Source organism: Mycolicibacterium aromaticivorans JS19b1 = JCM 16368, assembly GCF_000559085.1.
Lineage (GTDB): Bacteria > Actinomycetota > Actinomycetes > Mycobacteriales > Mycobacteriaceae > Mycobacterium > Mycobacterium aromaticivorans.
Genome location: NZ_JALN02000001.1, coordinates 858175 through 884484 on the forward strand (window position 1 = coordinate 858175; position 26310 = coordinate 884484).

Sequence of the window (26310 nt, forward strand, 5' to 3'; positions counted from 1 at the left end):
GAACAAATCAGTGCTGCCTGAAACGCGACCAAAGAGGACACGATGAGCACAGTTACCGCTTACGCCGCCACGTCGGCAACCGAGCCCCTGACCAAGACGACCGTCACCCGCCGCGAGGTCGGCGCGCACGACGTCAAATTCGACATCCACTTCGCCGGGATCTGTCACTCCGACATCCACACGGTGCGCGGTGAATGGGGCGGTGTTCGTTACCCGCTCGTACCCGGGCACGAAATCGCCGGTGTCGTAACCGAAGTCGGCTCCGATGTGACCAAGTACAAGGTCGGCGACCGAGTCGGTGTCGGCTGCTTCGTCGATTCCTGCCGCGAATGCGACAGCTGTAAGGCCGGCCTGCAGCAGTACTGCACCGGCTCGGGCATGGTCGGAACGTACGGCTCGGTGGGCAAGGACGGCCAGCCCACCCAGGGCGGCTACAGCGGCAACATCGTCGTCGACGAGAACTATGTGCTGCGCATCCCCGATTCCCTCTCGTTGGAGGCCGCCGCGCCGCTGATGTGCGCAGGCATCACCACCTTCTCCCCCCTGCGGCACTGGAATGCCGGTCCGGGCAAGCGAATTGCGGTCGTCGGCCTCGGTGGACTGGGCCACATGGGCGTCAAGCTCGGTGTCGCGATGGGCGCTGAGGTGACGGTGCTGTCGCAGTCGTTGAAGAAGATGGAAGACGGCTTGCGACTGGGCGCCGGCGAGTACTACGCGACCAGCGACCCCGAGACCTTCACCAAGCTGCGCAACTCGTTCGACCTGATCCTGAACACCGTGTCGGCCAACCTGGATCTGAGCGCCTACCTCAGCACGTTGCGGGTCGACGGCACCCTCGTCGAGTTGGGCATGCCCGAGCAGCCGATGGTAGTGCCGGCGCAGCCGCTGGTCAGCATGCGGCGCCACCTCTCCGGTTCGATGATCGGCGGCATCCCGGAAACCCAGGAGATGCTGGACTTCTGCGCCGAGAAGGGCATCGAGCCCGAAATCGAGCTGATCCAGCCGGATTACATCAACGAGGCCTACGAGCGCGTGCTCGTCAGCGACGTGCGGTACCGCTTCGTGATCGACACCGAACCGCTGCGGACTGCATAGCGGTCACTCGCTGACGGGGTCCTCGGACACACCGGCCAGCGGCCAACCGGCCGCGGCCAGTGTGGCCGCGACCCGCTTGACGTTCTCCGGCCCCGCATCGTGGTGACTGACGTCCTTGATGAATGCCGCGATCTCGTCCTCGTCGATCCCGCCGTCAAGGGCGGCCGAGTCCTTCGCGGTGATGTTGGCGACGACCTCTTTGATCTGCTCTTCGGTCAGCGGCGTCGAGCGCAACAAGGCCAGCAGCGGGACCCGGTCAGGACCGGGCACCCCGTTGGGGTAACCGGCCCGCAGCCAGTTCAGGATCGAGTTCAACAGCGACGTAGCGGTCACGCCGCTCAGTCTCTCGGTTAGGTCCGGACTGCGCCAGCACCGATGGGACAGTTCTCTCCCGGTTCATACCGCGTTCACCGGTCGACGGCGTGTTTGCCCAGGAATTGGACGACCGCATCGGCGAACAGATCGTTGCGATCGCCCGCGACCATGTGGCCGGCGCCCGCGACGTCGGCGAACTCGATCTGGGGAAACCGCGCGAGGAAGTCGTCGGCGCGCTCCTGCGTGACGAGGTCGCTCATCTGACCGCGCACCAGCAGCATCGGGGTGCCTTCCGCCAAGATCGCCGCGACCGCCGCGTTGATCCGATCGACCTCGGTCACCTCGATGGGTGGGCGCGACGCGCTGCCGTCGATGAATTTCGGATCCCAGTGCCAGTACCAGCGGCCGTCGCGGTGACGCAGATTGGCGCGAAGGCCGTCGAGGTCGTCGGGCCGCCGGCGGTGCGGGTTGTACTCCTGAATCATGTCGGCCACCTCCTCGAGCGAGGCGAAACCGGATTCCATTCGGTCGTACATGAATTGGTGGATTCGCGAGGCGCCCGACGGGTCCATGTCCGGGACGATGTCGACGAGGACGAGGGCGCGCAGCGTCTCGGGGGCGATCTCACCGGCGAGCAGCATCCCGGTGAATCCACCCAGGGATGCGCCGACCAGCACCGGGTGCGGCGGCAGCCCGCGCATGAGTTCGAGTACATCGCCGGCGAAGCTGACCACCCGGTAGTCGCCGTCTGGCGACCAGTCGGACTCGCCGTGGCCGCGCAGGTCGACGGTGACTGCCTGCCAGCCGCGGGCGGCGACTGCCGCGGCTGCCCGGCCCCACGATCGGCGCGTCTGGCCACCACCGTGCAGGAACACGACGGCAGGCGCGCCCGGTTCGCCGATGCGGTCGGCCGCGATGCGGACCCCGTCGACACCAGCCGTGCTGAACGGTTCGGGTGCGCTCACACATTCAGCATCGGTGATGAAATCGCCGGCTCAAAGCGCCAGTCCCACCGGAATGAAGCCTTTGGGTGTCGATAGCCGGGACGAACGGCCCTACGGTGACGCCGCCGCGGCGCGGACGTTAGACGGGTGGAGCGGAACGTAGATGACCCATAGGGCGGTCTTTCCCCGGGTGACCCGCGCGTTGGAGCGCCCGTGGTACATCCTCGGCCGGATCGGAGATCAGACGCTGTTCTACGCCAAAGCGATGGCAGGAATTCCGGCAGCAGTGCGCTCCTACCGTACTGAAATCGTCCGGCTCATCGCCGAGATCAGCATGGGCGCAGGCGTGCTGGCAATGATCGGCGGCACGCTGGTGGTGGTCGGGTTTCTCACCGTCGCCACCGGTGGAACGTTGGCTGTGCAGGGCTACAGCTCGCTGGGCAACATCGGCATCGAAGCGCTCACCGGATTCCTGGCGGCGTTCATCAATGTGCGTATCTCGGCACCCGTCGTGGCGGGGATCGGCCTGGCCGCCACCTTCGGCGCGGGTGTCACCGCCCAACTGGGAGCGATGCGGGTCAACCAGGAAATCGACGCGCTGGAAGCGATGGCGATCCCGTCCTTGGTGTTCCTGGTCAGCACCAGGATCGTGGCCGGCATGGTGTCGATCGCGCCGCTGTACGCGGTCGCGGTGATCCTGTCGTTCCTCGCCAGCCAATTCACCACCGTCGCGCTGCTGGGGCAATCGGCCGGGCTCTACCAGCACTACTTCTCGACGTTCCTGAGCCCGATCGACCTGATGTGGTCGTTCGTTCAGGCGATCCTGATGGCCATCGCGATCCTGTTGATTCACACCTATTTTGGCTTCTACGCCTCGGGCGGACCGTCCGGAGTCGGCGTTGCGACGGGTGACGCTGTGCGGACCTCACTGGTGGTGTTGGTGTCGGTGACGTTGCTGATCTCGCTGGCGATCTACGGCAGCCAGGGACGATTCAACCTGGCAGGCTGACGTTCTCAGTCCAGCTGCGGGATCGACGCATCGGTGGCGAGTTCAGCGTAGCGCCGCATGAGCCGAAATGCGGTGGCGCGGTTGAGCTCTGGATCCCGCGCGACGATGCGATAACCGAAGTAGTCCTCCATGGACATCAGCGTCATCGCGATGTCGCGGGCCGGGTCGCTGAGACGGAACGCCCCGGACCGGGCGCCCGCATCCAACAGATCCGTATAGAGACCGACCTGACGGTGGTAGATCCCCTGCACGTCGCGACGCGTGTCCAGATCGAATCCGGCCGCCAGTACCGCCCGCCAGATGGCACGCCACTCAGCATCTTCTGGACCGGTGGGCAGACCGGCAGCGATCGTCTGGGCGAGCTGGCGGCACGGATCGTCGCTCTCGGTGCGCAACCGCAGCCGGTCATCGTAGAACCGGACGTCAGAGCGCAACGCCAGCTCCGACAGCAGCTCGGCCATGTCCTTGAAGTAATACCGGACGGCGTTGGTGGTCAGGCCCAGCTCCGAGGCGACGTCGGAGAGCTTGAGGGTGGCCAGGTCATGGCGTTCGATCAGCGCGATGGCGGCATCCATGATGTCGCCGCGCCGTTCGACCTGCCGGTTCGGCCGTGCCATACCTGCGCCACTCCTGTCGTCGTGCTGGGTGGATCCATCCCATTTTGCACTTCCTCTTGCGTGCTGCGTCACACCGGCGCATAGTTCTTTTCCAATCAGGAAAAAAACTATCGGTGAAGTGAGCGTGACCAATGCGGGCCAGAGACCTCGGCGTAGCCATCGGGGAACACCCCACCGGGCCGCACAACGCCATCACCGACGTCGCGGGTGTCCGGGTGGGGCACACCACCATCACCTCCGACGATCCGCACACCGTGCGCACCGGCGTCACAGTGGTCATCCCCCACGAACACATCTGGACCGAACCGGTGTTCGCCGGCGCGCACCGGCTCAACGGCAGCGGCGAACTGACCGGCCTGGAATGGATCCGAGAATCCGGCGAGCTCACCACCGCCATCGGCCTGACCAACACGCACAGCGTCGGCGTGGTTCGCGACGAACTGGTGGCAGCGCAGGTGCGGGCCCGCGGCGAAGGCGCCTATTGGTCGTTACCCGTGGTGGGCGAAACCTACGACGGACTGCTCAACGACATCAACGGCTTTCACGTGCGTCCCGAGCACGTACGCTCCGCGCTGGACAACGCCAGCGGTGAGCCACCCGCCGAGGGCAACGTCGGCGGCGGAACAGGGATGATCTGCCACGGCTTCAAAGGCGGTATCGGTACCGCCTCCAGGATCACCGACACCATGGCCGGGCGCTACACCGTCGGGGTCCTGGTGCAGGCGAATCATGGCCGGCGCGAACGACTTCGGATCAACGGCGTGCCGGTCGGCGAGCGGATCGGCGCCGCGGAGGTACCGCTTCCCGAACTTCCCGCCCGCTACGAACCCGGATCGGGCTCGATCATCGTCATCGTCGCCACCGACGCTCCATTGCTCCCGCACCAGTGCACCCGGGTGGCCCAGCGTTCTGCGCTGGCCGTCAGCCGACTCGGCGGCAGCGGCGAGCAGTACAGCGGGGATCTGATGCTGGCGTTCTCGACCGGCAACCGCGGGATCCCGCCCTACGCATGGGACGAGAATACGGCGACCTCACGCCCGGAGATCCCACTGCGGATGGTGGCGCCGCAGCTGATGACCCGACTGTTCGACCTGACCATCGAGGCGACGGAGGAGGCCATCGTCAATGCCATGGTCGCCGCCACCACGATGACCGGCCGCAACGGTTTCACCGTCCACGCACTGGACCACGACTTACTTCGCCATGCGCTGTCCCCCACTGCCCGAACACTTCAGGAGATCCCATGACCACATCCACCAAGGCCGAAGGGCGCCGCCTGAACGGGCGCCTCGGACCGATCGGCATCGTGTTCATGGTCGTCGCCGCGGCCGCCCCACTGACCGTGATCGGCGGCAACATGCCGTTGGCGATGGGACTGGGCAACGGCGCGGGTGCCCCGATGGGATTCGTGATCGCCGCACTGGTGCTCTTGGTCTTCAGCGTCGGGTTCGTCACCATGACACCGTATGTACCCGAGGCCGGGGCGTTCTTCTCTTATGTGACAGTCGGACTCGGTGAGCGCGTCGGCAAGGGCATCGCGGTGGTCGCGCTGATCGCCTACACCGCGATCCAGGTGGGCATCTACGGCTACATCGGTTGGGCCATCAACGACACCGTCACGCATTACAACGGGCCGGTGATCCCATGGCCGGTGTACTCGTTCGTCGTTCTGGCGATCGTCGCGGTACTCGGCTACCGGCATATCGAGTTGAGCGCCAAGGTGCTCGGTGTGGCGCTGGCGCTCGAGATCGGCATCGTCGTCATCCTGGACGTGGTGATGGTGGCCAACCCCAGCCCGGCCGGAGTCACGTTGAGCTCGTTCGATCCCGCCGTCTTCACTCACGGCACACTGGGCATTGCAGTCCTGTTCGCGCTTACCGGATTCATCGGTTTCGAGGCCACCGCCGTATTCCGCGACGAGGCGCGGGATCCGGAACGCACCATCCCGCTCGCCACCTACGCCGCGGTCATCATCATCGGCGCGTTCTACGCGATCACGGTGTGGGCGTTCGTCGTCGCTCTCGGGCCCGACCAGGTGACCGCGACAGCTGAGAAAACCCTTGCTGGAGAAGGCAATATGCTGCTGGATACCGCCGGTGACATGCTGGGGACGATCGGGCGCGACATCGTCAACGTACTGCTGTTGACCAGTCTGTTCGCCTGTGTGCTGTCGTTCCACAACGTGATCGCGCGCTACCAGTTCGTGCTGGCCGGAAAGGGTCTGCTGCCGGCCAGACTCGCCGGCGTGCACGACAACCACGAGTCGCCGGCATTCTCATCGGTGGTCCAGACCGTCACTGCCGCCGTCATCGTCGGGGTGCTGGCGATCCTCGGGATCGACCCGCTGGTCGGCGTTTTCGGCTCGATGGCGGGAATCGCCACCGTCGGCATGGTGGTGCTGATGCTCACCACGTCAATCGCGGTACTGGCGTTCTTCCTTCGCGGGCGCGCAAGCGGCCCACTGTGGACCACCCGTCTGGCGCCGGCACTTGCGGTGCTCGGATTGCTGGGAAGTCTGTGGCTGGTGCTGTCGAACTTCACCTTGGTCACCGGCGGCAGTGCCACATTGAGCACCATCTTGGCCGCGATCCCGTTCGTCGGCCTGATCGCAGGTGCGCTCGCCTGGCGGCCGTCGCGGTCATTGGCACCCTCGACAAACTGATTCGAAGCCGAGGCGCCGAACCCGTGCTGCCGCACGGCCTCTGGCATTTACGAGGCCGTGCGGCCGGACGTCCCGAGGACTAGAAGTTCCAGTCCTCGGCTTTGGTGACGACGGCCTTGCCGATCACGTAGGACGAGCCCGACCCGGAGAAGAAGTCGTGGTTCTGGCCTTCCCCAAGGTCAAGGTTGCGCACAACGCACGACCGGCAAAAAACGGCCACAAGAGTTGACTGGAATGACTGGAATAGAGCGAGATTGTGGCCAAAACGTGGCCATGGGATCGCGGCTAAATCCCGCGCCAGGCGGCCCACAGCCGCCCCTTTCGGTAAACCCGGATAACCCGACAAACCCGGATTCTGCAACTGCGGTCACGGCCGATGATCACTCGCACAGAACTACCGTTATCGGTAGTTAGGCGGATCATCGTCGCCACGGTGCAGTTTGTTGCTCTGTTCGAGCAGCGTCTGCGCATGAAGCTGCGCATCTTCGATGGTTCGATGCCATTGCTCATATGTGGAGTTGCGTCCGTGATGGTGACGGTTTACGACTACCGTCTTGAACGGCTTGTCCGAGTAGGGAAGATCGCCACCTTCACTAATCGTGATGCTTACCCAACCGCCGACGATTGTGTCGATGATCCGTTCATTCACGACTTAGCTCTCATCACGTCGTGCGGCTGCCGTTCGCCGTCGCAACCACGTGACCACGTGACCACGGCCAGCGGGCCGAACGCGGCCGCCGGGTACACGAAGATCCACGGATGCCCCCAGCCGGAAATCAACTCCACAACGATTGTCGCGACGAACACCACCGCCAGCACCGCGCACACCCGCCAAAGCCAAAGCATGCCGGGCACCCTACCCACCGATACCGCCGACAGAACCCGGAACGGTGCCCATGCACACCTTGCACCACCGTAAACGGGGAAGCACTACGAGCGTGGATCACACCCTGAGCCCTTGGAAGTGGATCCGCTACGACCCTTGGTCTTCGATGGCGACCGTACGCGCCACAGCACTCACCTCTCAATCGCTCTTCGCCGGGAAGTTCCGCCAGCCAGCGTCACGGCTCCACAACAGCACCCGACGGGAGCCCTCGGGTGCCAGCCACAGGTGGCTGACGTGGTCCGGGATCAGCGGCGGATCAGGCGGCAGCGTCTCCTCAAAGACCAATTCCGAGGAGATTGCGAACGGAAGAGCGCTGCTGTGCAACGGGATGAACAGGTGCCGCTCATCCACGTCAGCGCACTTGGCGAGCTTGTCGAAGTGTGTCTTGATGTGCGCCTGTTCGAACGCCTCGCTTAGCGCGTCGGCGAACCCAGACAATTGCTCGTCGACGGCTCCCCCACCGCCAACCGGCACCACCATCGCCCCCGGATTCTTCATCTCCTTCACCCGTACGTCTGGGTAGCCCGTCATTTCAGACGATGACTCGTCCACCAGCCATTTCAGGTCCGCATGCGCAGAAGGCTCCCAAGCAATCCGGAACGGAGATGGCTCCGAAGCGCCCTCACAAATGCGGATGATGTTCTCGTAGCACTCTTTCAGCCGGTAATAGTCCTCCACGGAACCCACTTCGATGGTCCAAAACCAGTCACCCGGTACCGGCCACGTGCGATCCCTAAACAACTTCATCGCCAGCTTCAGCGCGTCTTTGGCCGCCAGATTGGTCACTTCGAACGCTGCCTTGCGACCGTCTGGGAACGTCAACATCGCATCCACGGCACCTTGCCGCCCGTCGATGTCCCACGCTTCGGCCTCGATTACGTCGAGCTCGCGCACGGCGACCATGCACGCAGCCTGCTCTTGCCGGTCCAACAGATCGATATTGATCAAGCGTGGTTGTCCACTCACGTGCGCCAGGATATGGCCTAGCAATGCGGGGGACTGTTCGTCATTGGCTGTGTCCCTCTGCTGCCCAAGCGTTTTGAATGCGGTTGATCTCGTTAGATGACCACTGGCGGTCGATGCCCGACGTGCAGGCGACTCGCTCCCATGCCACTGGCTGACCTTGCTCTGTCTCGAAATCAGGTTGACTTTCCAGTGACACATTGACTTTCGAGACCGATATCTGAGACTCGGCGTCCTCGGAGTTCGGCTCGACCATGGAGGTCGGCACGGCCGTCTCAGATGTGGTCTGTTTTGAGACGGTCGGCCGGTGGCGATTTCGATGGAACTCCCGTCGGAACTCTCGTCGCGGTGCCGGTGCCGGTGGCAGTTGGCGTTATCGGTGTTCGTGTTCAGGCGGACGCGGGCCGGTCAGGCCGGACGCCCAGACCAGGACGGTCGTGGTCAGCGGGGTAACTGACGACCCCGCCGTCGTGCCCCACACACGGACTTGGCAAACAATTTAATTCAATGTTGACAAAGGTGAGCGATTAGCATCCCGATAAAGGCGAACAGGTTGACTTTGCGCCGTCCAAGGCGACCGCCTTCAAATATAGCCTTCGCACGTCTATGCTGTTTCGGTCTGGGATTGGTAAGTGCATACGCCCCTTGATTTGAAGGGGTCATGACATCAGAATGTCTGTACAAGACCTGGAGGTTTAGTAGCAATGGCGGAAAATGACGCCTGATTCCAGGGTGCCATCGATCTCTCCCGAGAACAAGTCAAAGCTCGCTGGCCACGTTCTTGGTCAGCTGTCTGTTCTGATATTAGTCGGTGCCCTTCTAGGCTTCCTCTTCGGTATCTCTCAATCGCAGAACCGTTGGATCGATGCGTTCAACGGAGTGGTGATCGCGTTGGCCAGTGCAGCGGTCGGTGGGTTGCTCGGACTCCTGTTCGGTGTTCCCCGCGCCCTCGCAGGATCACCCGACTCCACTAGCATGCAGACCACCACAGCACGTACGGCGGCTGGCACGTCCGCGTCAAGCTCCAGTCCTACAACTGCCAGTGCAGCGGGTTACGGCGCGAATACCAATCTGGAACAGGTTTCAGATTGGTTGACGAAGCTCCTATTAGGAGCTGGACTCACTCAGCTGATTCTAGTACCAAGCGGGCTGCAAAGACTGGGGTCATATCTTGCCCCTGGGCTGGGAGGAGGATCAGGAGCCAGTTCATTTGCGGTTGTGCTGGTAATTTATGGCCTTCTGATCGGCTTTTTTCTGGCCTTTCTCGCCGCTCGGCTCAAGCTCGGAGCCGCATTTAAGGAAGCTGATGATCTGGCCCAGAGCAAGCCGGTGGTGACTGCCTGGGTCCATCAACTCCCAGATGCGCCCGTAGGGCCAACGATGCTTCAAGTTTTAGACCCGAAACAAACTGCATCACCTAAAAAGCAGCAGACCGCTCTCCATCTGTCGCAGCAGTTCCAAGCCATAGAGGAGCAGACGCCAGGATCGGCATGGAAGGCCGATGATTACCGGCGAGTCGCTAAAGAATTGGCCGCAGCCAAACTTTATGGCCAGTCGCTACAGATCCTCAACGACGGTGCGACACACCACCCGAACGACCCGAGCCTGCCGCTCTACACCGGAGCCATCTACGGCATGTATTTGAGTGACCACAAGTCAGCTGATAGCAACTACTTCAAGGCTCTGGCAATCAACCCTGCATACGCACCAGCTTTCTATAACTTGGCCTGTAGCGCTGTCAGGCAGGACAAACTACCCGACGCTCACGACTATCTGACCAAGGCCTTTGAGATTGATCCAGGGCTACGAGACCGGTCCACGAGCGATCACGTATGGGACAGCGTGCGAGACTCAGAGGAGCTTAAAGATTTACTGCCCCAGGTTTCCTCAGTGGCGAACACCGAGAACACCCAGAACGATGAGAAGTAGGACAGGCTGACGGATTACATCCTGACCGTTCCGCCGCACAGCGACACGCATTTCCGACTGCCCTTGGCGGCGTTGGTCTCCACTTCTTCGGCCACCTGGGACGTTTCTTCCGCCGGTTGACCGGGCGCTCCCTCAAACGCCACCTGGCCCGAGTCGTCTTCACACGGCTTCACACCGATCACCGCTGCTGCAACGGCGGCGCGCAGTACTTATGACGTGCAATCAGATGTACCGGGCTGGAGTTCGCCGGGGAGCCCAGCCGATGACGGGAACCGTGTCAGATGCTCGGCGGTGGCAGCGCTGACCTTGACCCGGGGAGCAGGAACTAGCAGAGGAACATCTGCGCACTTATCACCAGGGCCGCGCTATCAGGGGACGATGCCAATGCACAACGGATGTGGGCCGTCGGCATTGCCTCCCGTGCTGATGTAGCCGCCGCTAGTGACGCTGTACCACGCCTCCTTGCCAAGAAAGAAGGCGTCCGTATCACCCATTCCGTAGCGACTCATAAGCATGTTTTTGAGTCCTGAGGTGTAGTCGGCACCGCCCGCAACTGCCTTGCAGGCGAACGTGACTGCTTCGGGCTTCCAGTTGCCACATACCTCGCCAGTCGCTGTGTCACACACCCAAGTGTGGTGCTCGCGCCAGTCGCCCTGCTGGCCGTCAGTGCTGTCGGAATGAGCGGTCGTCGGATTTGTCGTGGTCGTCGGTGTTGTGGTCGCCAAAGATAGTGGTGGCGGTGGGCTACTCGTAGTGGCGGTCGGCCCCGCGCGGGCCGAACGGCGCAGGGTCGCGTAAGCGGTGATGTTCTGTTGTTTAGACGCCGCGTAGTAGGTGGACATGAAGGAGAGCGTGCCATCGCTGCGCGGGGTGAGAGTGACGTCCGAGTTTACGCAGTTGCCCTGCGTCATTGTTTCGGTAATCAGCCGTACTCCGTTCGCTGTGGAGCCGTGCTGAGTCCATGTGCCGCTGCAGGAGAGCTGCGGGTAGCTCACCGTGCCGGTGAGCTGTGCGCCGTCAACGATTTCGGCGACCACATCGAAACCCGATTGGGCACCGGAAACAGGTCCAGACCACTCGCCGGTCAACGACATCGGCGCCGTGGTCGGGCTGGCCAACGACGTTGACGGTTGCTGGCGAGCCTGTTGCCAAGGACGCCAGACCAAGGTGGCGACGCCGATTAACAGCATGATTGCGGCGACACACCCCAGGACAACCGATCTACGCAGAGAGGTTGTGGCGGGTTTGGCAGGCGATCTCTTCGGGGACGCGGGTGCGGATTTGTCTGGTTTCGGTGCGGCCTGAGTACTGGCGTTTGCAGACGCTGCTCCCTGTCCAGCACGGGAATCATCCGCTAGGGCCGCCGCGAATGCCGAACACGACGGGAATCGGTCCTGCGGGCTTTTGGCCAGCGCTATTTGGAGGAGGGCGTCGAGCGATGCGCAGTCAGGGCGATGGTCGCCCAGCGTGGGTGGGGTTGTGTTGAGGTGGCGGCTGATCACAACGGCTGGATTGGAGTGTGGGAAGAGTTGCGCACCGCACAGCAGGTGGTAGGCAGTGGCAGCGAGGGCGTACTGATCAGCTCGTCCGTCCATATGTTCGCCCATGAGTTGCTCGGGCGCTGCGTAGGCAACGGTCCCCACCGTCGTGTTGGTCGTGGTGAGGCCGTTGGTGTCGTCGAGCGGGCGTGCGATGCCGAAGTCAGCGAGGAAGATGCTTGGGTCGTCGGTGTCGAGGCCGGCAACGATGATGTTGGCGGGCTTCACGTCGCGGTGCAGCAGGCCCTTTTTGTGGGCGTAGTCCAGAGCGCTAGCCACCGCATTCACAATTGGCATGACAGTTTCGACGGGCATGCCAGCCGGGTAGCGCTTCTCCAATAGCTGACTGAGGTCGGTGCCGTCGATGTACTCCATCGCAATCCACAGTTTGCCGTCGTTCTCGCCTCGGTCGTGGATGCCGACGATGTGTGGGTGCCGAAGGTCTGCGGCGAGGTCGGCCTCGCGAATGAAGCGGTCCCGGAAGGAGGGATCGCTAGATATGTCCGCTCGAAGGACTTTGAGGGCTTCGCGGCGAGGCAAGCGGGGGTGCTGGACCAAGTAGACCTCACCCATGCCGCCTGAGCCCAGGAGTCGGAGCACGCGGTATCCGGCGAAGGTCTCACCGATCCGCAGCGGCATGGGCGAATGTTAGCTGCTGAGATCGCCGTGCCCGACCACTTCGCGTAGCCATGCCGGAGTACCGCCCGGCCGGTTCGCATCCTTCGCAGTTGGCCAAGCCCATATTCTGTGCCTGAGTTGGTCGGCGACTTCAGGGCGGCGCGTCCACGGAATTTCGCGACCTACTTTCTGGACGCTCAGAACTCGTCTATTCCGAGACGGCGTCCAGCCCTGGACGCACACGCACCGGTTCAATATTTGGTTACCGCCGGGCGCCTCCTGAGGCTGGCTTGGGCCTTGCCCCCATGTAGTGGACACGGGATTTGTGGTTATGCGGCTTCGGGCAGCGTAGCCGGTGTCAGGTTCCTTTCGTAGGTCGCGGGGCTGGAATGACGGCAGTAGGAGTGCCGTCGTGTGGTGTTGTAGCGGGCCAGCCACCGAAAGACCTCACGGCGGCAGATCGCCGCGTCCGGCCAGCAGGCACGGTCTTGCAGAATCTCGCGCTTGAGGGCGGCGTTGAACGATTCGGCCAACGCGTTATCGGCACTTGACCCCACCGCACCCATCGACTGGACGACCCCCAGATCGCGGCAGAGATTCGCGAAATCCCGTGAGGTGTACTGACTTCCATGATCTGCATGGAATATTGCACCAGCCAGTGAACCCCGCAGTGCAGCAGCGGCTTTGAGCGCATCGATGACCAGTTCGGTGCGCATGTGATCGGCGATCGCCCACCCGGCGACCCGCCGTGAACAGCAGTCGATCACGGTGGCCAGGTACAGGTTGGCGCCGGTCGCCAATGGCAAGTAGGTGATGTCGCCGACGTAACGGGTGTTGACCTGCGCGGCGGTGAAATCGCGTTTGAGCAGGTCGGGGACCTTCTGGTTCGCCGGGTCCGCCACGGTCGTCTTGACCCGACGTCGGCGTCGATAACCGGCGATCCCGGCGCCGCGCATCACCCGAGCCACCCGCTTGTGGTTGACCCGCTGCCCCTCGGGCGCACCGTCGTTGAGCTCGGCGGTGATCCGCGGCGCCCCGTAGGTGTTGTCCTCGTCGTGGACGGCGCGGATACGCTCGGCCAGCGCCTCGTCAGCAGCCCGACGGGCCGCTCGTCCGTCAGCACCGGCCAACCACGCGTAGAACGACGAACGCGCAACCTCGACGACTGCGCAGAGCCACTTCACCTCGAAGGCGTGCAGGTGGTCGGCGACAAACTGAAAGCGGCTCACCAGTTCGTCTCCCCGGCGAAATATTTGGCCGCCGACCGCAAGATGTCACGCTCGGTGGACAACCGCGCCTCGGTGGCGCGTAACGCCTTGACCTCACTGCGGAGGCGGGCCAGCTCCTGCTCAGGGCTCTCGGCCCCTAGCACAGGCTCGGCCACTACGACACCGCGGCGGTGCCGAATCGGCACCCCGGCCGACTTGCACCACGCCGAGAGCGTGGCCTCGCTGACACCGAGCTCGGCAGCGATCTGGGCGATCGTCGCGCCCTCGGTGTCCCGGTAGAGCGCGACCGCGTCACGCTTGAACTCATCGGGGTAATTTTTCCTTGCCATCGGGTTGGATCATCTCGCTTCCCCCAGCACATTCCTGGGATTGAGCGTGTCCAACACACGGGGTCAAGTCCCCTTCGCCCGGCAAGTGCCGTTGCCATCAAATTGGCGCAGCAAATACTGCTACGCCAATTAGTCGGGTTTGGACTGTGGAACTTTCTTGTCTGTGGATTTGCTGCTAATTACTGTGCTGATGCTGTGGTTGGCGACAGAGCCGTGTTCGGATGTACGAGGCCGATGCAGGGGTCGGGATGTCAACTGAACATTTTCGGGGGACGCGGTGACGGGATCTGGAAATCCAGCGGTAGCCCCAACGGGCCAAAGCCGGGGAAGGAAGGGCCGCCAATGCGCACGTCGCCGCCGGGAGCCCTATGCGTGGCTGGGTGCTAGCGCGGTCACCCTCGGTTTCGGAGTGGTCTTTGCTGTCGGAGGCTCAGGTGTCGCCCGGGCTGAAACTGGCACAGCACCCGGCGCGGTGTCGGACAGCGCAGCAAGGGGCAACTCAACCAGCGACGTAGGTTTCCCGTCGTCACCGCATCTGCGCACAAGCTCGCGGATCGCGACGCCAACGTCCGGCGAGGAATTGTCAATACCTGTGGATCGGCGTGTTTCAGGCGACCTCCGTTCCGGCTTGCTGATCGCCGTCTGAGGGCGGTGTCGGTGGGGTGATTTCGGTGGGGCGTTCGAGCAGTTTGCCCTTGTGGAAGACCGCGCCGGCGCGGACCAGGGCGACCAGGTGTGGTGCGTTGACGGCACGCCAGCGGGCCGCGGCGGCGTCGATGAGCTTGTAGGCCATGGCCAGACCAGCCGCACGTGATCCCGGCCCCTTGGTGACCTTGGTTCTCAAACGTACTGTGGCAAAGGTGCTTTCGATCGGATTTGTCGTGCGTAGGTGGATCCAGTGCTCGGCGGGATAGTGGTAGAACTCCAGTAGGGTGTCCAGATCGTCGGTGATCTTGGCGACCGCCTTGGGGTACTTGGCCCCGAAGTCGACCGTGAAGGCCTTGACCGCGAACTGGGCCTTGTCGATATCCTCGGCGTTGTAGATCTCCTTGAGCGCCGACAACGCCGACGCGTGCGCTGATTTCGGCAGGGCGGCAAGCACATTGGCTTGCTTATGAAACCAGCACCGCTGTTCTTTGGTGGCCGGGAACACCTCGCGTACCGCTTTCCAGAAGCCGAGTGCGCCATCGCCGACGGCGAGCACGGGTGCGGTCATGCCGCGTCGTTTACAGTCGCGCAGCAGATCAGCCCACGACTCGGTCGATTCCCGGTAGCCGTCGGTGATCGCCACGAGCTCTTTGCGGCCGTCCGCGCGCACGCCGAGCATCACCAGCAGACACAGCTTTTCCTGGTCCAGGCGGACCTTGAGGTGGATGCCGTCGACCCACAGGTAGACGTAGTCGGTGCCCGACAGGTCCCGGGCGGCAAACGCGCGGGCCTCGTCCTGCCACTGGCTGGTCAGCCGGGTGATCGTGGTGGCCGAGAGCCCGGCACCCGAGCCCAGGAACTGCTCCAGAGCGGGGGTGAAGTCGCTGGTGGACAGCCCGTGCAGGTACAGCAGCGGCAGCACTTCGCTCATCTGCGGTGACTTGCGTGCCCAGGCCGGCAGGATCGCCGAGGAGAACCGTTTCCGTTCACCGGTGTCGGGGTCGACGCGTTTGTCGTTGACTCGCGGTGCTTTCACCTCAACTGCCCCGGCTGCCGTCAGCACCTCGCGGGCCTGGTGATAGCCGTTGCGGACCACCAGCCGATGCCCCTTCTCATCGAGCTGATCGGCGAACTGGGCCACGTAGGCGGCGACCTCAGCCTTCAACGCGGCGGCCAGCATCTGACGGGCGCCGTCGCGGACGATCTCGTCCAACAACGACCGACCAGCACCGCCAGTGCTTTCGTTGGCCTCGATGGCATCGTGAACTACGGTGAGCATGGGCGTACCTTCCCGAACCAGCGCGCCAACGCCGGCTCATGATCGGACCTTCGGATATTCAGATCATCCTCGGGAAGGTGCGCCCACTTTCACGCCCCCTCACCGAGGCTCATCCACAGGTTCTGATCATTGCTCACGTCCGGCATCGGCTCGACCCGACGGATTGCGGTGAATTCGCCGGCGCCCAACATCATTGTTGTGTCACCACCGTCGGCCACTAGCCGACCGGTATCCCCGATCGGCAATAACGCAGCGCCCACGTCCGCGATATTGCAGGTGGGCCTAGATTCGGTGTCCCCAGGAGCACATCTGAAGTGGGCGCTGGCGAAACCGCCGGCTCTGGTGGCGTCAACATCATCGGCCACCATCTCGGGGGCTCCACCGGCTACGGCTGCCTTAGTCCCAACGTGGTCGCCCTCGCTGCTGGCTCCGATCGGCAAGGTTCTTGTCGGCCTTCTGCTATCGCTGGGTGGGTTGAACACGAGTAACCCGAGTCCCTCTAACCCGTTCCAGCAGTTCTTGTACTCACTAGCCAAGGGTCTCAACGAGACTCTTGACCCTGCCCCATCACCAGGATCGCCCACCGTCGACACTCCGAACCTCAACACCGGCGTCGTCACTGGATCTCTCGGATTTCCCACCGGCAGCGGTCTCACATACACGGTCACCCAGCCCGCCAACGGCACCGTGACTGTGGCCAGCGATGGCACCTACACGTACACCCCGACCCACGCTGCTCGCCAAGCCGCCGGGTTGTCGACTACCGAAACTTTCACCGCCACCGTGCACGAGGGTCTGTCGACCAACTCGGTCACCGTCACCGTGCCCGTCGATCCGGGCACCCCGGTCGCAGGGACGCCCACAGCAGGGATACCAAACTCAGGCACCGGGGCAGTCCTCGGTTCCGCGGTCTTCTCCGACACCGCTGGACGGACCCTGACTTACAGCGCACCGTCCACCAGCACCGGCGGTGGCACAGTCAGTCTTAACACCAGCACGGGGGCTTATACCTACACTCCCACCGTGGCCCAACGCCAGGCTGCCACTGCGACCACAACCGACAACTTCACCATCACCGCCAACAACGGGGTCCGCGCTGCGACAGAGACCGTCACCGTGCTGGTGTCTCCGCCGATTGCCGATACCGTCATCGCGACCTTCGAAGTCGGTATCTCTCCGAACGACGCTGGAGTCGGTGGCTCTCCAGCTGCGGTTGTGTTCAGCCCCAATGGTAGCCGCGCGTACGTCACGGGCTACGCAAATGGCGGTGGCACGGTGTCGGTAATCAACACCGCTACCGCCACCGTAATAGCCACCATCGCGACTGGCATCAACAGCTATCCGAAAGTGCTGGTCATCAGCCCCAACGGCAACGATGTCTACGTCGCCAACGACGACCAGGTAGGCCCGTCGGGCACCGTGTCGGTGATCAACACCGCCACCAACACAGTTGCCTCCACCATCAGCGTCGGCGAATACCCAGCGGCATTGGCTCTCAGCCCTGATGGCACCCGGCTTTATGTCGCCAACAGCGGTAGTGAGTCAGTGTCGGTGATCAACACCGCAACCAACGGGGTCATCAACACCATCAGCGTCTCTCCTGTGGCCAACACCAGCTTCAGGCAAATGGCGGTCAGCCCCAACGGCAGCACCCTCTATGTCACCAATGGCTACAACGGCACGATGTCGGTGATCAACACCGCCACCAACGCCCTCACAAAAACCATCACGATCGCCAATGGCCAGGACGCTGAGGCGGTGGCCGTGAGCCCGGACGGCAGCCGCGTCTACGTCACAGCGCAGACTGTCACTAACGCCTACTACAACACTGTCACGGTGATCAATGCCGCCACCAATGCGATAACCAACACCGCCAACATCGCGGTGCTGCCCTACGGCGCCGAGGGCGACCCGGAGGCGGCAGCACTCAGCGCCAACGGCACCCAGCTTTACGTCCCCAACTACGCGAGCGGCACCGTGTCGGTGATAAACACCGCTACTAACACCGTCACGAACACCATCGATGTTGGCTCGACACCCATTGGGGTGGCACTCAGCCCCGACGGCACCCAGATCTACGTCACGAACTCCTACACCAACAGCGTGTCGGTGATCTACCTTGGTCCAACGACGCAAGCTGTGTGACGAGCAGCCAGACGTCGGGTGCACTGGCGATCTAGGATTCGTCGAGCGTGAAAGCCCCAGGAAATTCAGTTCTCACATGTTCGTCTCGAAAGATGCTGTCTCGCTTCGGGTTACTCTGCCCATTTCGCGACAGGATAGCGGTGATCGGCACTGCCGCCGGCGCAGGCGTGACGGGCACGTGGTGGAAGCTCTGTCGGCGCGGTCGCAGCGCGCACGCATGAAGGCGTCCGCCGCGCCGTTCGCTACCAGGTCACCAAATCTCGGAAGGGATGCCCAGCTCCGGGTTGTAACGAACCGTCATCCCGTTGACGACCGCCGTCGGCCACTCCGGCTCATCGTCACCGCCGGCAACGACACCCGAAAACCCGATGGCACCCGCCCCCCGCATCCGGTTGTGCTGACTATGCGACGCCCGAAAATTCGCTGACTCAAGCGCCAGCGACTCATCCACACTGACCGGCACAAAATGATCCAACTCCCATGCCATCGGATCCGGATGACGCAACGAGTAGTCGATCCCACCCTCGCAGATATGACAGACGGCATGAGACGCCACGCACTGCTTCCGGAATTGCGCCCGCAACACCCGATACGTATTCCGATCCGGGCCGTCGATCCGCCGACGCCAAGACCCCGACCACGCACCAGACTTCGCCTCCGACTCAGGCGTGTCGTCATACTCCGAATCCATCACATCCTCCTCATCTCACCGGCCGGCCCGGCCGACCCGCACTGATCCTGACCAACGCATGCGACACACCCCGCGCCGACAAACCCACACGCACCCCGATCTCACGATGCGTCCACCCCGAGCGACGCAACTTCACAATCAACTCATCACGCGCATCCGACGCACCACGAACAGAACCCATAGCAACCCCCTAGCTCCAAGAGCCACAACCGAATTGACACCCCACAAATTGCCAATACATCGGAAAATCGAAAGCGGACGGACGGGGAGGGATATTTGTCGGAGACCGGTAGCGCGGCACCACCCGCCTGTGACTTTGCTGTGCCCGCCCTGTGGCAGCGTCGCCCCAAGCAGGTTCGGCAGATTCAGTTATGTTGCTAACTTTCGATTGTTGGGACACCTGCGTGCGCCCGCGGGGTCGGAGATCACCGCCAGCAGCACGTGTTCGGTGCCGACGAATCGGTGACCCAGCTGGCGCGCCTCGGATTGCGCGCCGGCCATCAGGTGCCGAACATCAAAGGTGTGCATGTTCATCGCCCCGCGTTGCGGTCCGCGTCCCGGCACGGCAAGCCGCAGTGTTCCTGCCTGGTCTCGGCTTGGAAGGCGATACCGCAGCGGACACACCGGAACGCGGTCTCTGCACCAGGTCGCATCCGCTGCTTGTAGTCGTCGTAGTCGCTAGCTCGGCTGGCCACTTCTGCCCAAGCGTCGGTGGTAGTCGTCGTGGTGGCTCGTCGCGGGCGGTGACGCCGTAGATCTTCGTCGGCGAGCAGGGAGCGTGCGTCAGCGAGGCGGCGGTGCCAGTCCGCCCGGCACCGGTCCGAACAAAATCGGGCCGTGGACCGGGCCGACCAGAACTCCTGGCCGTCTGGGTGCGCGAAGATGTTGGCGCACCACTTGAACGAACCGCTGCTCATCCGTTTAGCGTAGGAACGCGACGGAAGCTCCTTGAGCGCGAATCGCTGGTATTGGCAATGATTTTAGGACCTGGCAGTCTGACGCTAACGGCGTCTCGCGATTTTCATGGTCGCCTCGGTGCAGGCCGGCCCGACTAGCGCGCGCAGATCACTGACGCGGCGGATGAAGTCATCGAGCAACACGTCGTCGTCCATCACGGTGAGTGCGCGCAACAACGTTTCGAGCAACGCGAGCTGGGCGTCGGTCGCGATCATCAGAGTGATCACCGCGCTTGTCACCGCCGCCGCAATGGCCGTGGCGCGTTCGGCATCGCTCATTGAGTCGGTCATTCGTCGGCGTCGTGTAGGGCGGCGAGTTTCGCGTCGACGACCGCCCGGCGGTTGGCGTCGCAGACGTTCAGGTTCACCATGGCTCGTCTCCGTCTTGGTAAGTGGCGGTCTCCAGCACCAGAGGTTTGAAGATGGAGACGTGGACGTCATCGCGGCACACGATGCACTCAGGCCAGGTCATGATCGATGCTCGTTTATGGTGAAGCGCGGAAGGTCGCCGTCGAGTTCCACGATGCGGCCGGCGGCGAGCCAGCCGGCCCAGTTCGCGGCGAGGATGGACCGATCCTTGCCTTGCGGAGAGCGCTGTATGTCGCTCCACAGCTGAGGTCCGTACTTGGCTATCCGCCGCTCGATCACGCCAAAGACCCGTGCGCATTCAGCGGCGCAGCCTTCGCGGTGGCCTTGAGTTGAGGCATGGCAACCACATTCAGGGCAGTGGCCCGGACCCGCCGGCAAGATGTGGACTGCCGGGCCTAGTGGAGTGGGTTCGCGTCCAGTAGGGGTCGCATACAACCCGGATAACCCGGATGACCCGGTTGATGCGGATATTGTTGGAGAGTGCTGCGCTCCGGGTTTGCCGGGTACGCCGGGTGATCCGGGTTGTATGCGACCCACCCCTAGTTGATGCCACACCGGCTCCATGGCCGACCGGGAGTATCCGCGCGGGCCGCGCGTGTCGGGACGGATCGAGGTCAACTTGGTCGCTTGTGTGACGAGCCGACCCAACCTGGTTTCGTTGAGCGGCTTGCCGTATGGGCTGCCCGCACCCCAGTAATCGGGGTTGTGAAGGATGAGTTTCGGCACGAGTTCCCGCGTCGCCACGAACACTTGGCCGTTCGGCCACACCGCGTGTAGGTCGATCATCATTACCATGCCCGGCGGCAGGGTCTTCAGCCCGGCTTCTCGTTCGGCTGCATCTTGCGCAATGTTGGTCTCGATCAGCTTGTGCGTGATGGCCGGCCAGTCGCCTCCAGCGGCAGCGGCGATCCGCGCCAGTGGCCTCCAGCGCTCCTTCGAGCGGCTGATGCATCCGTTGGGCAACGGCACGTCAAGACCTTTGACCTTGTCTCGCATCGTGGCGGCCCACTCCGCGATGCGCTCCCGCAACGCGATTGCGTCGTCTTCCAAGTTCTCCCAGTCGGATTCTTCGACGGTGCCGTCGATGTCAGGCATGAGAAGTACCCGGATTTGGCGGGACGCGGTGTCCGCAGGCAGGTTGGGGTTGTTGCCGGCCATGGCCACGGGCGCGTAGGTGGGCATCTCTCGTGAGTCCCAGCCGCCACCCTTGGCCGGAACCAACACCGGCCTAGTGGCTCCCCGTCGGTATCCGCTATTCAGGATTGCAAGGAGGTCCTCGACTCCGGTCTTGTCGGGGCGAAGCGACCTGTCGATCTCATCGAGCAGGATGGTTCTCATCTCTTGTTCGAGCATCCGCTGGAGGAGTGCGGGCGACGACAACGACGCAACCTTGATGGGACGATGACACAGGCGTTCAAGGTGATCGAGCACGGTGGTCTTTCCGCTCTCCGGAACGATGGAGTCGATTGCGAGCCGTGGTGTCGTGTACAGCTCGACGACTAGATGGGTGTGGACCGTCCAGAGCGCAAGCAGGCGGAGGTCATCGTGGTCGGTCACGGAGATGAACCGTCCGAACCACGTAACCAGCTCGTCGAGCAGGTGGGCACCGCTGAGGTCCTCGGTCATGTCGACCGCCTCGGGATGTAGGCGCCATCCGCGACGGCCTTGCGGCGCTGGGCTTGTCCGCGGACGATGCCGGTCCAGTCCGCGGCGGCGGAGATGGCGAGGCCGGCCTCGCGCAGCGCGTCCTGACGGGTGCCCTGGTCGACGGCCCACCACGGCACCACCATTAAGCAGCTGCCGAGCTTCAGCGGATCGTGGTTGTACAACGTGCACCATGCGACCGATCCGGGTAGCGGTACGGGTTGGCCTAGCCGCGCGATACGCGGCGTGACGTATTGGTTGACCGCGAGCCAGTCGATCTCGCGGGTCGTGTTCTGTCGGAGCGGCGCTGTACGATCAGTCTGTCGAGTTTGATCGCGTGCGCCGTCCTTCGGGGCGGCGTTCTGCATTTTGGCTAAGCACCGACCCGGTTCTCCAGAAGATGACGCACGACGTCACCGCGCAAGTACCTAATCCGTCGACTCCCGGCACCCCCGATCCGCACGAACGGGATGCCGACGCGCCTGTAGCGGTCTTGCGCCAGGCTGTCGACGGTCGTGTCCAGCGTCGCCGCTAGAGCCTTGGTGGTGGAGATCGGCGGTAAGTCGGACAGGTCTATCCCAGTCTCGCGGTACAACGCCATCAACTCCGATTCGGCGAGATCCTTGATGCACCTAAACATTTCGTTGTCTGCCGCTACTTTCACACTCATCAGTGAGGCCACTTCCAGTCATTCCACAAGCCGACAGTCGTCAGCTCTGTTGACAACAGTGTCATATGACATGAATTATGTCTGTATGGCATTTTGGACGTTGCGCAATAGTCGTACGGGGAGGTGTCGTGGCTGACCCACTGGAACGGATCGTCTACGGACTTGACGACGGCGGCGAGGTCACGATCGAGGACGCCGAGCTAGTGGCGATGGGTGACCGGTTCGTGCGCCGACGGATCGTCTATGAGCACGACGGCGATGCCGATCAGCCGGCCACCCGGATCGAATTCGAGGTCCGCGACAAGGTACCCGTGTGTACTCGCTTCGCCATGTGGTCACCGCAGGGCAGCCACACTCAAGTCCGCGCAAGGGATCTGAGCACATCCAGGCTTGAGCGGATCCGCGACAAGTCATACGCCATCACCGGGGTGTTCACCCCCAACCCGGCCGGCGGATGGGTGCGCGTACACAGCCCGGAAGCCCTAAAGGCCGATACCACCCGAGTGAAACGCGCCGCCACACCCCCGAAAAAGATGACCCCGGAATTCCTCGCCCAGGTCGCCGAGATCCACAACAACACACCGCGCGGTAGTCGAATCGAGGCGATACGGGCTGCGATTACGCCCATAAAGAACAAGCGCACGGTGCAACGCTGGATCGAGAAGGCAAAGGACGCGGGACTTATCCATGGCGACGATTGAGAAGTATGTAACGAAAAGGGGCGCAGCGCTTTACCGTGTCCGCTTCCGCACACCTGACAACCGCTCGACGCAGAAACGCGGGTTCACCACCAAACGCGACGCACAGCAGTTCGCCAACTCGGTGGAAGTCGCCAAGCTCAAGGGCGAATACGTCTCGCCCGCGAGTGCCCGAGTGACCGTCGGTGAGCTGGGACCGGAATGGCTGGAGCGTCAGCGCGGGCACCTCAAGCCGTCCGGCTATGCGGTGATGGAGACGGCGTGGCGTACACGGGTCAACCCCCGGTGGGGCCACGTCGCGCTCGGTGACATCCGGCCAACTGGGGTTCAGCAGTGGGTTGGGGAGCTAGGACGCGGCGCCGCTGACGTGCGACCCCTCGGGGCTGCGGGGGTGAAGCGGATGCACTACGTCCTGTCGCAGGTTCTCGCCGATGCGGTCCGCGACAACCTCGTGGCCAAGAACCCGGCAGAAGGCGTCACACTTCCCCGGACCAGTCGCAAGCGGCCCGTGTACTTGGACCACGAACAGGTCGGAGCGTTGGCCGCCGCCTCGGGTGACTACGAGGGCCTGGTGTTGCTGCTGGCCTACACGGGTCTGCGGTGGGGTGAGGCAGTCGGGTTGCGCGTGCATGATCTGGACATGCTGCGCAAGCGGGCCAGTGTCACCGAGAACGCCGTCCAGTCGGGCACCGACATTTACGTCGGCACCCCCAAGTCACACAAGCGGCGCACGGTCCCATTACCGGATTTCCTATTGCCATACGTGGCCCGACAGTGTGAAGGCAAGAAACGTGATGGGCTGTTGTGGTCGGGCGAGGACCGTGACCACATGCGCCGCCCGCATCCAACGTCGGGGTGGTTCGCCAAGGCGGTCAAGACCTCGGGTATCCCCCGCGTCACGCCGCACGATCTGCGGCACACCGCAGCGTCTTTGGCGGTGTCGGCCGGGGCGAACGTCAAGGCGGTGCAGAGGATGCTCGGACACGCGTCGGCAGCGATGACGCTGGACGTGTACGCCGACTTGTTCGATGACGATCTAGAGGCAGTGGCAGCGGCTTTGGACCGTGCACGCGCCGGAGCACGTCAAGCCATCCTCTGACCGACTACGGCGCTGTTACGGTGTCACACCGATCGACGAGATGCGCTACGAAGCTCAGCACAGCAAGCATCTCAAGGGCCTCACTGGCAGTTGGGTCAGGCCATCCGGGATGAGAGACCAGGTTCCGAACGGCCATGAACGCTGTGCGGACTGATGAGGCCGCGCCCTCATGGGCAGACTTCCACGTCTTCGAGGTGGGATCGGGATCGATATCGCGAAACCGAAGGCGTGGGGATTCTGGTGTCGGCGGCGAATCGAGCGTGAAGAGCTTGGCAAGGTTCTCGCCACCCAGACCCGGGCCGGCCACAACCTGCAGCAGACCCTCAAGAGCACTCGCAGCCGTCTGCACCGCTTGGCGATAGTGGCCGTCGTCCCAGAGTCCAGCTGCCGCACCCCAGATAACGCCGTGTAGTTCGGACGCTGTCAGTCGTGGGCCAACTGGCCCGATGATCTCCGCCAGTTCCTCGCGCTGCTCCAAGATTGCGATCGCCTCAACGATTGCCACCCGGGCTTGGATGAACGGGTGCGCGTAGGACTCCAGGCTCTCGACGACGTTGGCCGAAAGTTCCTTCTCGCCCATCTCCGCGATCACATCGCGAGCAAACCTCGTACGCTTGCGGACCTCGTCGATGCCGTCCCTAACCTGTTGGTCGAGTCCGGGAGCTTCGAAACCCTGAGGGTCCGCGTGGCCCCAGCGTCTGTCGTAGAGGTCGCCCCAGTCGTCAATCGTGCCCAAAACACCAGACAGGCGTTTATGGGCAAGTTCGTCGTTCATCTCGGTTCAGGGCAGCTTTCTGTCGAGGGTGTGGCCAAATTGTGGCCACGGGGCGGGTAGCCGGACCGCTAGAGGGTTGCCGCAATTGGCTCTTTAGAAGTTCCAGTCCTCGTCTTCGGTGTTGACGGCTTTGCCGATGACGTAGCTGGAGCCTGACCCGGAGAAGAAGTCGTGGTTCTCGTCGGCGTTCGGCGACAGCGCCGACAGGATCGCCGGGTTCACCTCGGTCTCGTCGCGCGGGAACAGCGCTTCGAAGCCCATGTTCATCAACGCCTTGTTGGCGTTGTAGCGCAGGTACTTCTTGACGTCCTCGGTCAACCCGACCGAGTCGTAGAGATCCTGCGTGTACTCAATCTCGTTCTCGTACAACGCGAAGAGCAGCTCGTAGGCGTAGTCCTTGAGGTCCTGCTTACGCTCATCGGTCTGGACCGCGTAGCCCTTCTGGAACTTGTAGCCGATGTAATACGCGTGCACGGCCTCGTCGCGGATGATGAGCCGGATCAGATCGGCGGTGTTGGTGAGCTTGGCCCGGCTCGACCAGTACATCGGCAGGTAGAAGCCGGAGTAGAACAGGAACGCTTCGAGGAAGACCGAGGCGATCTTGCGCTTGAGCGGATCGTCACCGCGGTAGTAGTCGAGGATGATCTGCGCTTTGCGCTGCAGGTTGACGTTCTCTTCCGACCAGCGGAACGCCTCGTCGATCTCAGCGGTCGAGCACAGCGTGGAGAAGATCGAGCTGTAGCTCTTGGCGTGCACCGACTCCATGAACGTGATGTTGGTCAGCACCGCTTCTTCGTGCGGGGTGAGCGCATCCGGGATCATGCTGACCGAGCCGACCGTGCTCTGGATGGTGTCCAACAGTGTCAGGCCGGTGAAGACGCGCATGGTGAGCTGCTTCTCGTCGGCGGTCAGCGTGCCCCACGACGGGATGTCGTTGGATACCGGCACCTTCTCGGGCAACCAGAAATTTCCGGTCAAGCGATCCCAGACTTCCGCGTCCTTCTCGTCAATGACACGGTTCCAGTTGATCGCCGTCGCCCGGTCGATCAGCTTCGTTCCATCGCTCACCGAAACCCCACTTCACCACGCTGTTTGCCCCGTTTCCGGCTGACGACCAAAACACTACCCCTGGGGTGTGACAACGCGCCGCAACACAACAACTTGTGTTGCGGCGGTGTCGAACCCACAGGTCCGACGCGCGT

At 63.1% G+C, this 26310-nt stretch carries 27 protein-coding genes and 1 pseudogene; 8 read left to right on the forward strand and 20 right to left on the reverse strand.

All coding sequences use genetic code 11. From position 1 onward, the window contains the following. Nucleotides 1–42: 42 nt before the first annotated feature. Nucleotides 43–1095 carry an NAD(P)-dependent alcohol dehydrogenase gene (locus Y900_RS04125; protein WP_036339347.1) on the forward strand — a complete coding sequence of 351 codons (1053 nt, stop codon included), beginning with the start codon at nt 43–45 and terminating at the stop codon, nt 1093–1095. A 3-nt stretch (nt 1096–1098) separates the two neighbouring features. On the opposite strand, the gene Y900_RS04130 is transcribed toward Y900_RS04125, so the two are convergent. Together Y900_RS04130 and Y900_RS04135 are read right to left on the reverse strand one after the other, a co-directional pair. After that, nucleotides 1099–1428, reverse strand: coding sequence for a DUF3349 domain-containing protein (locus Y900_RS04130; protein WP_036339348.1), 330 nt, complete (start codon nt 1426–1428; stop codon nt 1099–1101). A 74-nt stretch (nt 1429–1502) separates the two neighbouring features. Continuing rightward, nucleotides 1503–2375, reverse strand: coding sequence for an alpha/beta fold hydrolase (locus Y900_RS04135; protein WP_192827472.1), 873 nt, complete (start codon nt 2373–2375; stop codon nt 1503–1505). A 142-nt stretch (nt 2376–2517) separates the two neighbouring features. Here Y900_RS04135 and Y900_RS04140 point away from each other — a divergent pair, with 142 nt between their 5' ends. Beyond that, a complete protein-coding gene (locus tag Y900_RS04140; RefSeq protein WP_036339351.1) occupies nt 2518–3363 on the forward strand; it encodes an ABC transporter permease in 846 nt (281 codons plus the stop codon). Between the two features lie 5 nt (nt 3364–3368). Here Y900_RS04140 and Y900_RS04145 read toward each other — a convergent pair whose 3' ends face one another. Further along, nucleotides 3369–3980: a TetR/AcrR family transcriptional regulator gene (locus Y900_RS04145; RefSeq protein ID WP_036339354.1), complete on the reverse strand. Its 612-nt coding sequence runs from the start codon at nt 3978–3980 to the stop codon at nt 3369–3371. Nucleotides 3981–4111: 131 nt separating this feature from the next. Here Y900_RS04145 and Y900_RS04150 point away from each other — a divergent pair, with 131 nt between their 5' ends. Together Y900_RS04150 and Y900_RS04155 are read left to right on the forward strand one after the other, a co-directional pair. Next, on the forward strand, nt 4112–5227 hold the full coding sequence (locus tag Y900_RS04150) for a DmpA family aminopeptidase (protein ID WP_036339357.1): 1116 nt from the start codon (nt 4112–4114) through the stop codon (nt 5225–5227). Beyond that, nucleotides 5224–6642 carry an APC family permease gene (locus Y900_RS04155; protein WP_036339361.1) on the forward strand — a complete coding sequence of 473 codons (1419 nt, stop codon included), beginning with the start codon at nt 5224–5226 and terminating at the stop codon, nt 6640–6642. The genes Y900_RS04150 and Y900_RS04155 overlap by 4 nt, the downstream gene beginning before the upstream one ends. Nucleotides 6643–6721: 79 nt before the next feature. Here the strand turns inward: Y900_RS04155 and Y900_RS33895 are convergent. The 4 genes and pseudogenes from Y900_RS33895 to Y900_RS04170 all read right to left on the reverse strand — a co-directional run. Next, nucleotides 6722–6808, reverse strand: a pseudogene (locus tag Y900_RS33895) (hypothetical protein); the annotation flags it as partial. 234 nt (nt 6809–7042) lie between these two features. After that, nucleotides 7043–7291, reverse strand: coding sequence for a hypothetical protein (locus Y900_RS04160; RefSeq protein ID WP_036339364.1), 249 nt, complete (start codon nt 7289–7291; stop codon nt 7043–7045). After that, nucleotides 7288–7488, reverse strand: coding sequence for a hypothetical protein (locus Y900_RS04165; protein ID WP_131536074.1), 201 nt, complete (start codon nt 7486–7488; stop codon nt 7288–7290). Before Y900_RS04165 ends, Y900_RS04160 begins: the two co-directional genes overlap by 4 nt. 178 nt (nt 7489–7666) lie before the next feature. Next, nucleotides 7667–8494 carry a hypothetical protein gene (locus tag Y900_RS04170; protein WP_131536076.1) on the reverse strand — a complete coding sequence of 276 codons (828 nt, stop codon included), beginning with the start codon at nt 8492–8494 and terminating at the stop codon, nt 7667–7669. 711 nt (nt 8495–9205) lie between these two features. Here Y900_RS04170 and Y900_RS32085 point away from each other — a divergent pair. Next, nucleotides 9206–10420 carry a TPR end-of-group domain-containing protein gene (locus Y900_RS32085; protein ID WP_131536078.1) on the forward strand — a complete coding sequence of 405 codons (1215 nt, stop codon included), beginning with the start codon at nt 9206–9208 and terminating at the stop codon, nt 10418–10420. 368 nt (nt 10421–10788) lie between these two features. On the opposite strand, the gene Y900_RS30145 is transcribed toward Y900_RS32085, so the two are convergent. The 4 genes from Y900_RS30145 to Y900_RS32680 all read right to left on the reverse strand — a co-directional run bounded on the left by Y900_RS30145 (nt 10789) and on the right by Y900_RS32680 (nt 16321). Further along, nucleotides 10789–12597 (reverse strand): serine/threonine-protein kinase, encoded by a 1809-nt coding sequence (locus tag Y900_RS30145; RefSeq protein WP_051659872.1) that lies wholly within the window; start codon nt 12595–12597, stop codon nt 10789–10791. 308 nt (nt 12598–12905) lie between these two features. Beyond that, nucleotides 12906–14134, reverse strand: a protein-coding gene (locus Y900_RS04185) for an IS3 family transposase (RefSeq protein ID WP_085977995.1) whose coding sequence is annotated in 2 segments (ribosomal slippage) — nt 12906–13822 and nt 13822–14134 — 1230 coding nt in all. Because the reading frame shifts where the segments join, the coding sequence is not laid out codon by codon here. A gap of 607 nt (nt 14135–14741) precedes the next feature. Further along, nucleotides 14742–16061: an IS256 family transposase gene (locus tag Y900_RS04195; RefSeq protein ID WP_013472279.1), complete on the reverse strand. Its 1320-nt coding sequence runs from the start codon at nt 16059–16061 to the stop codon at nt 14742–14744. Nucleotides 16062–16150: 89 nt separating this feature from the next. Next, nucleotides 16151–16321, reverse strand: a complete 171-nt coding sequence (locus Y900_RS32680) for a hypothetical protein (protein WP_192827473.1) — start codon at nt 16319–16321, stop codon at nt 16151–16153. A 214-nt stretch (nt 16322–16535) separates the two neighbouring features. On the opposite strand from Y900_RS32680, the gene Y900_RS30150 reads away from it, so the two are divergent. Beyond that, the gene (locus Y900_RS30150; RefSeq protein ID WP_051659873.1) at nt 16536–18206 is read left to right on the forward strand and encodes a beta-propeller fold lactonase family protein; all 1671 of its coding nucleotides are present in this window, start codon (nt 16536–16538) and stop codon (nt 18204–18206) included. 250 nt (nt 18207–18456) lie between these two features. Here Y900_RS30150 and Y900_RS30155 read toward each other — a convergent pair whose 3' ends face one another. The 7 genes from Y900_RS30155 to Y900_RS04235 all read right to left on the reverse strand — a co-directional run bounded on the left by Y900_RS30155 (nt 18457) and on the right by Y900_RS04235 (nt 22548). After that, nucleotides 18457–18900: a hypothetical protein gene (locus tag Y900_RS30155; protein WP_131536080.1), complete on the reverse strand. Its 444-nt coding sequence runs from the start codon at nt 18898–18900 to the stop codon at nt 18457–18459. 366 nt (nt 18901–19266) lie between these two features. Next, nucleotides 19267–19431, reverse strand: a complete 165-nt coding sequence (locus Y900_RS33665; RefSeq protein ID WP_081844979.1) for a Clp protease N-terminal domain-containing protein — start codon at nt 19429–19431, stop codon at nt 19267–19269. Continuing rightward, nucleotides 19428–19814, reverse strand: coding sequence for a hypothetical protein (locus tag Y900_RS04215; RefSeq protein WP_036339388.1), 387 nt, complete (start codon nt 19812–19814; stop codon nt 19428–19430). Before Y900_RS04215 ends, Y900_RS33665 begins: the two co-directional genes overlap by 4 nt. Nucleotides 19815–19898: 84 nt before the next feature. Further along, the gene (locus Y900_RS04220; protein WP_131536082.1) at nt 19899–20132 is read right to left on the reverse strand and encodes a hypothetical protein; all 234 of its coding nucleotides are present in this window, start codon (nt 20130–20132) and stop codon (nt 19899–19901) included. Nucleotides 20133–20321: 189 nt separating this feature from the next. After that, nucleotides 20322–21848 carry a DUF3631 domain-containing protein gene (locus Y900_RS30160; protein ID WP_051659875.1) on the reverse strand — a complete coding sequence of 509 codons (1527 nt, stop codon included), beginning with the start codon at nt 21846–21848 and terminating at the stop codon, nt 20322–20324. Beyond that, nucleotides 21845–22234 carry a DUF2742 domain-containing protein gene (locus tag Y900_RS04230; RefSeq protein WP_051659876.1) on the reverse strand — a complete coding sequence of 130 codons (390 nt, stop codon included), beginning with the start codon at nt 22232–22234 and terminating at the stop codon, nt 21845–21847. The genes Y900_RS30160 and Y900_RS04230 overlap by 4 nt, the downstream gene beginning before the upstream one ends. Nucleotides 22235–22239: 5 nt before the next feature. After that, nucleotides 22240–22548 carry a hypothetical protein gene (locus Y900_RS04235; RefSeq protein WP_036339395.1) on the reverse strand — a complete coding sequence of 103 codons (309 nt, stop codon included), beginning with the start codon at nt 22546–22548 and terminating at the stop codon, nt 22240–22242. Between the two features lie 116 nt (nt 22549–22664). Between Y900_RS04235 and Y900_RS04240 the strand changes: the two genes are divergently transcribed. Both Y900_RS04240 and Y900_RS04245 read left to right on the forward strand, forming a co-directional pair. Next, complete coding sequence (locus tag Y900_RS04240; protein ID WP_036339398.1) at nt 22665–23237, forward strand: hypothetical protein; 573 nt, start codon at nt 22665–22667, stop codon at nt 23235–23237. Further along, entirely contained in the window at nt 23224–24333 is a 1110-nt protein-coding gene (locus tag Y900_RS04245; protein WP_036339403.1) for a tyrosine-type recombinase/integrase, read from the forward strand. Before Y900_RS04240 ends, Y900_RS04245 begins: the two co-directional genes overlap by 14 nt. A 4-nt stretch (nt 24334–24337) precedes the next feature. Here Y900_RS04245 and Y900_RS04250 read toward each other — a convergent pair whose 3' ends face one another. After that, nucleotides 24338–25108, reverse strand: a complete 771-nt coding sequence (locus Y900_RS04250) for a TIGR02391 family protein (RefSeq protein WP_036339405.1) — start codon at nt 25106–25108, stop codon at nt 24338–24340. A 93-nt stretch (nt 25109–25201) separates the two neighbouring features. Further along, complete coding sequence (gene nrdF, locus Y900_RS04255; RefSeq protein WP_036339408.1) at nt 25202–26176, reverse strand: class 1b ribonucleoside-diphosphate reductase subunit beta; 975 nt, start codon at nt 26174–26176, stop codon at nt 25202–25204. Nucleotides 26177–26310: the final 134 nt, after the last annotated feature.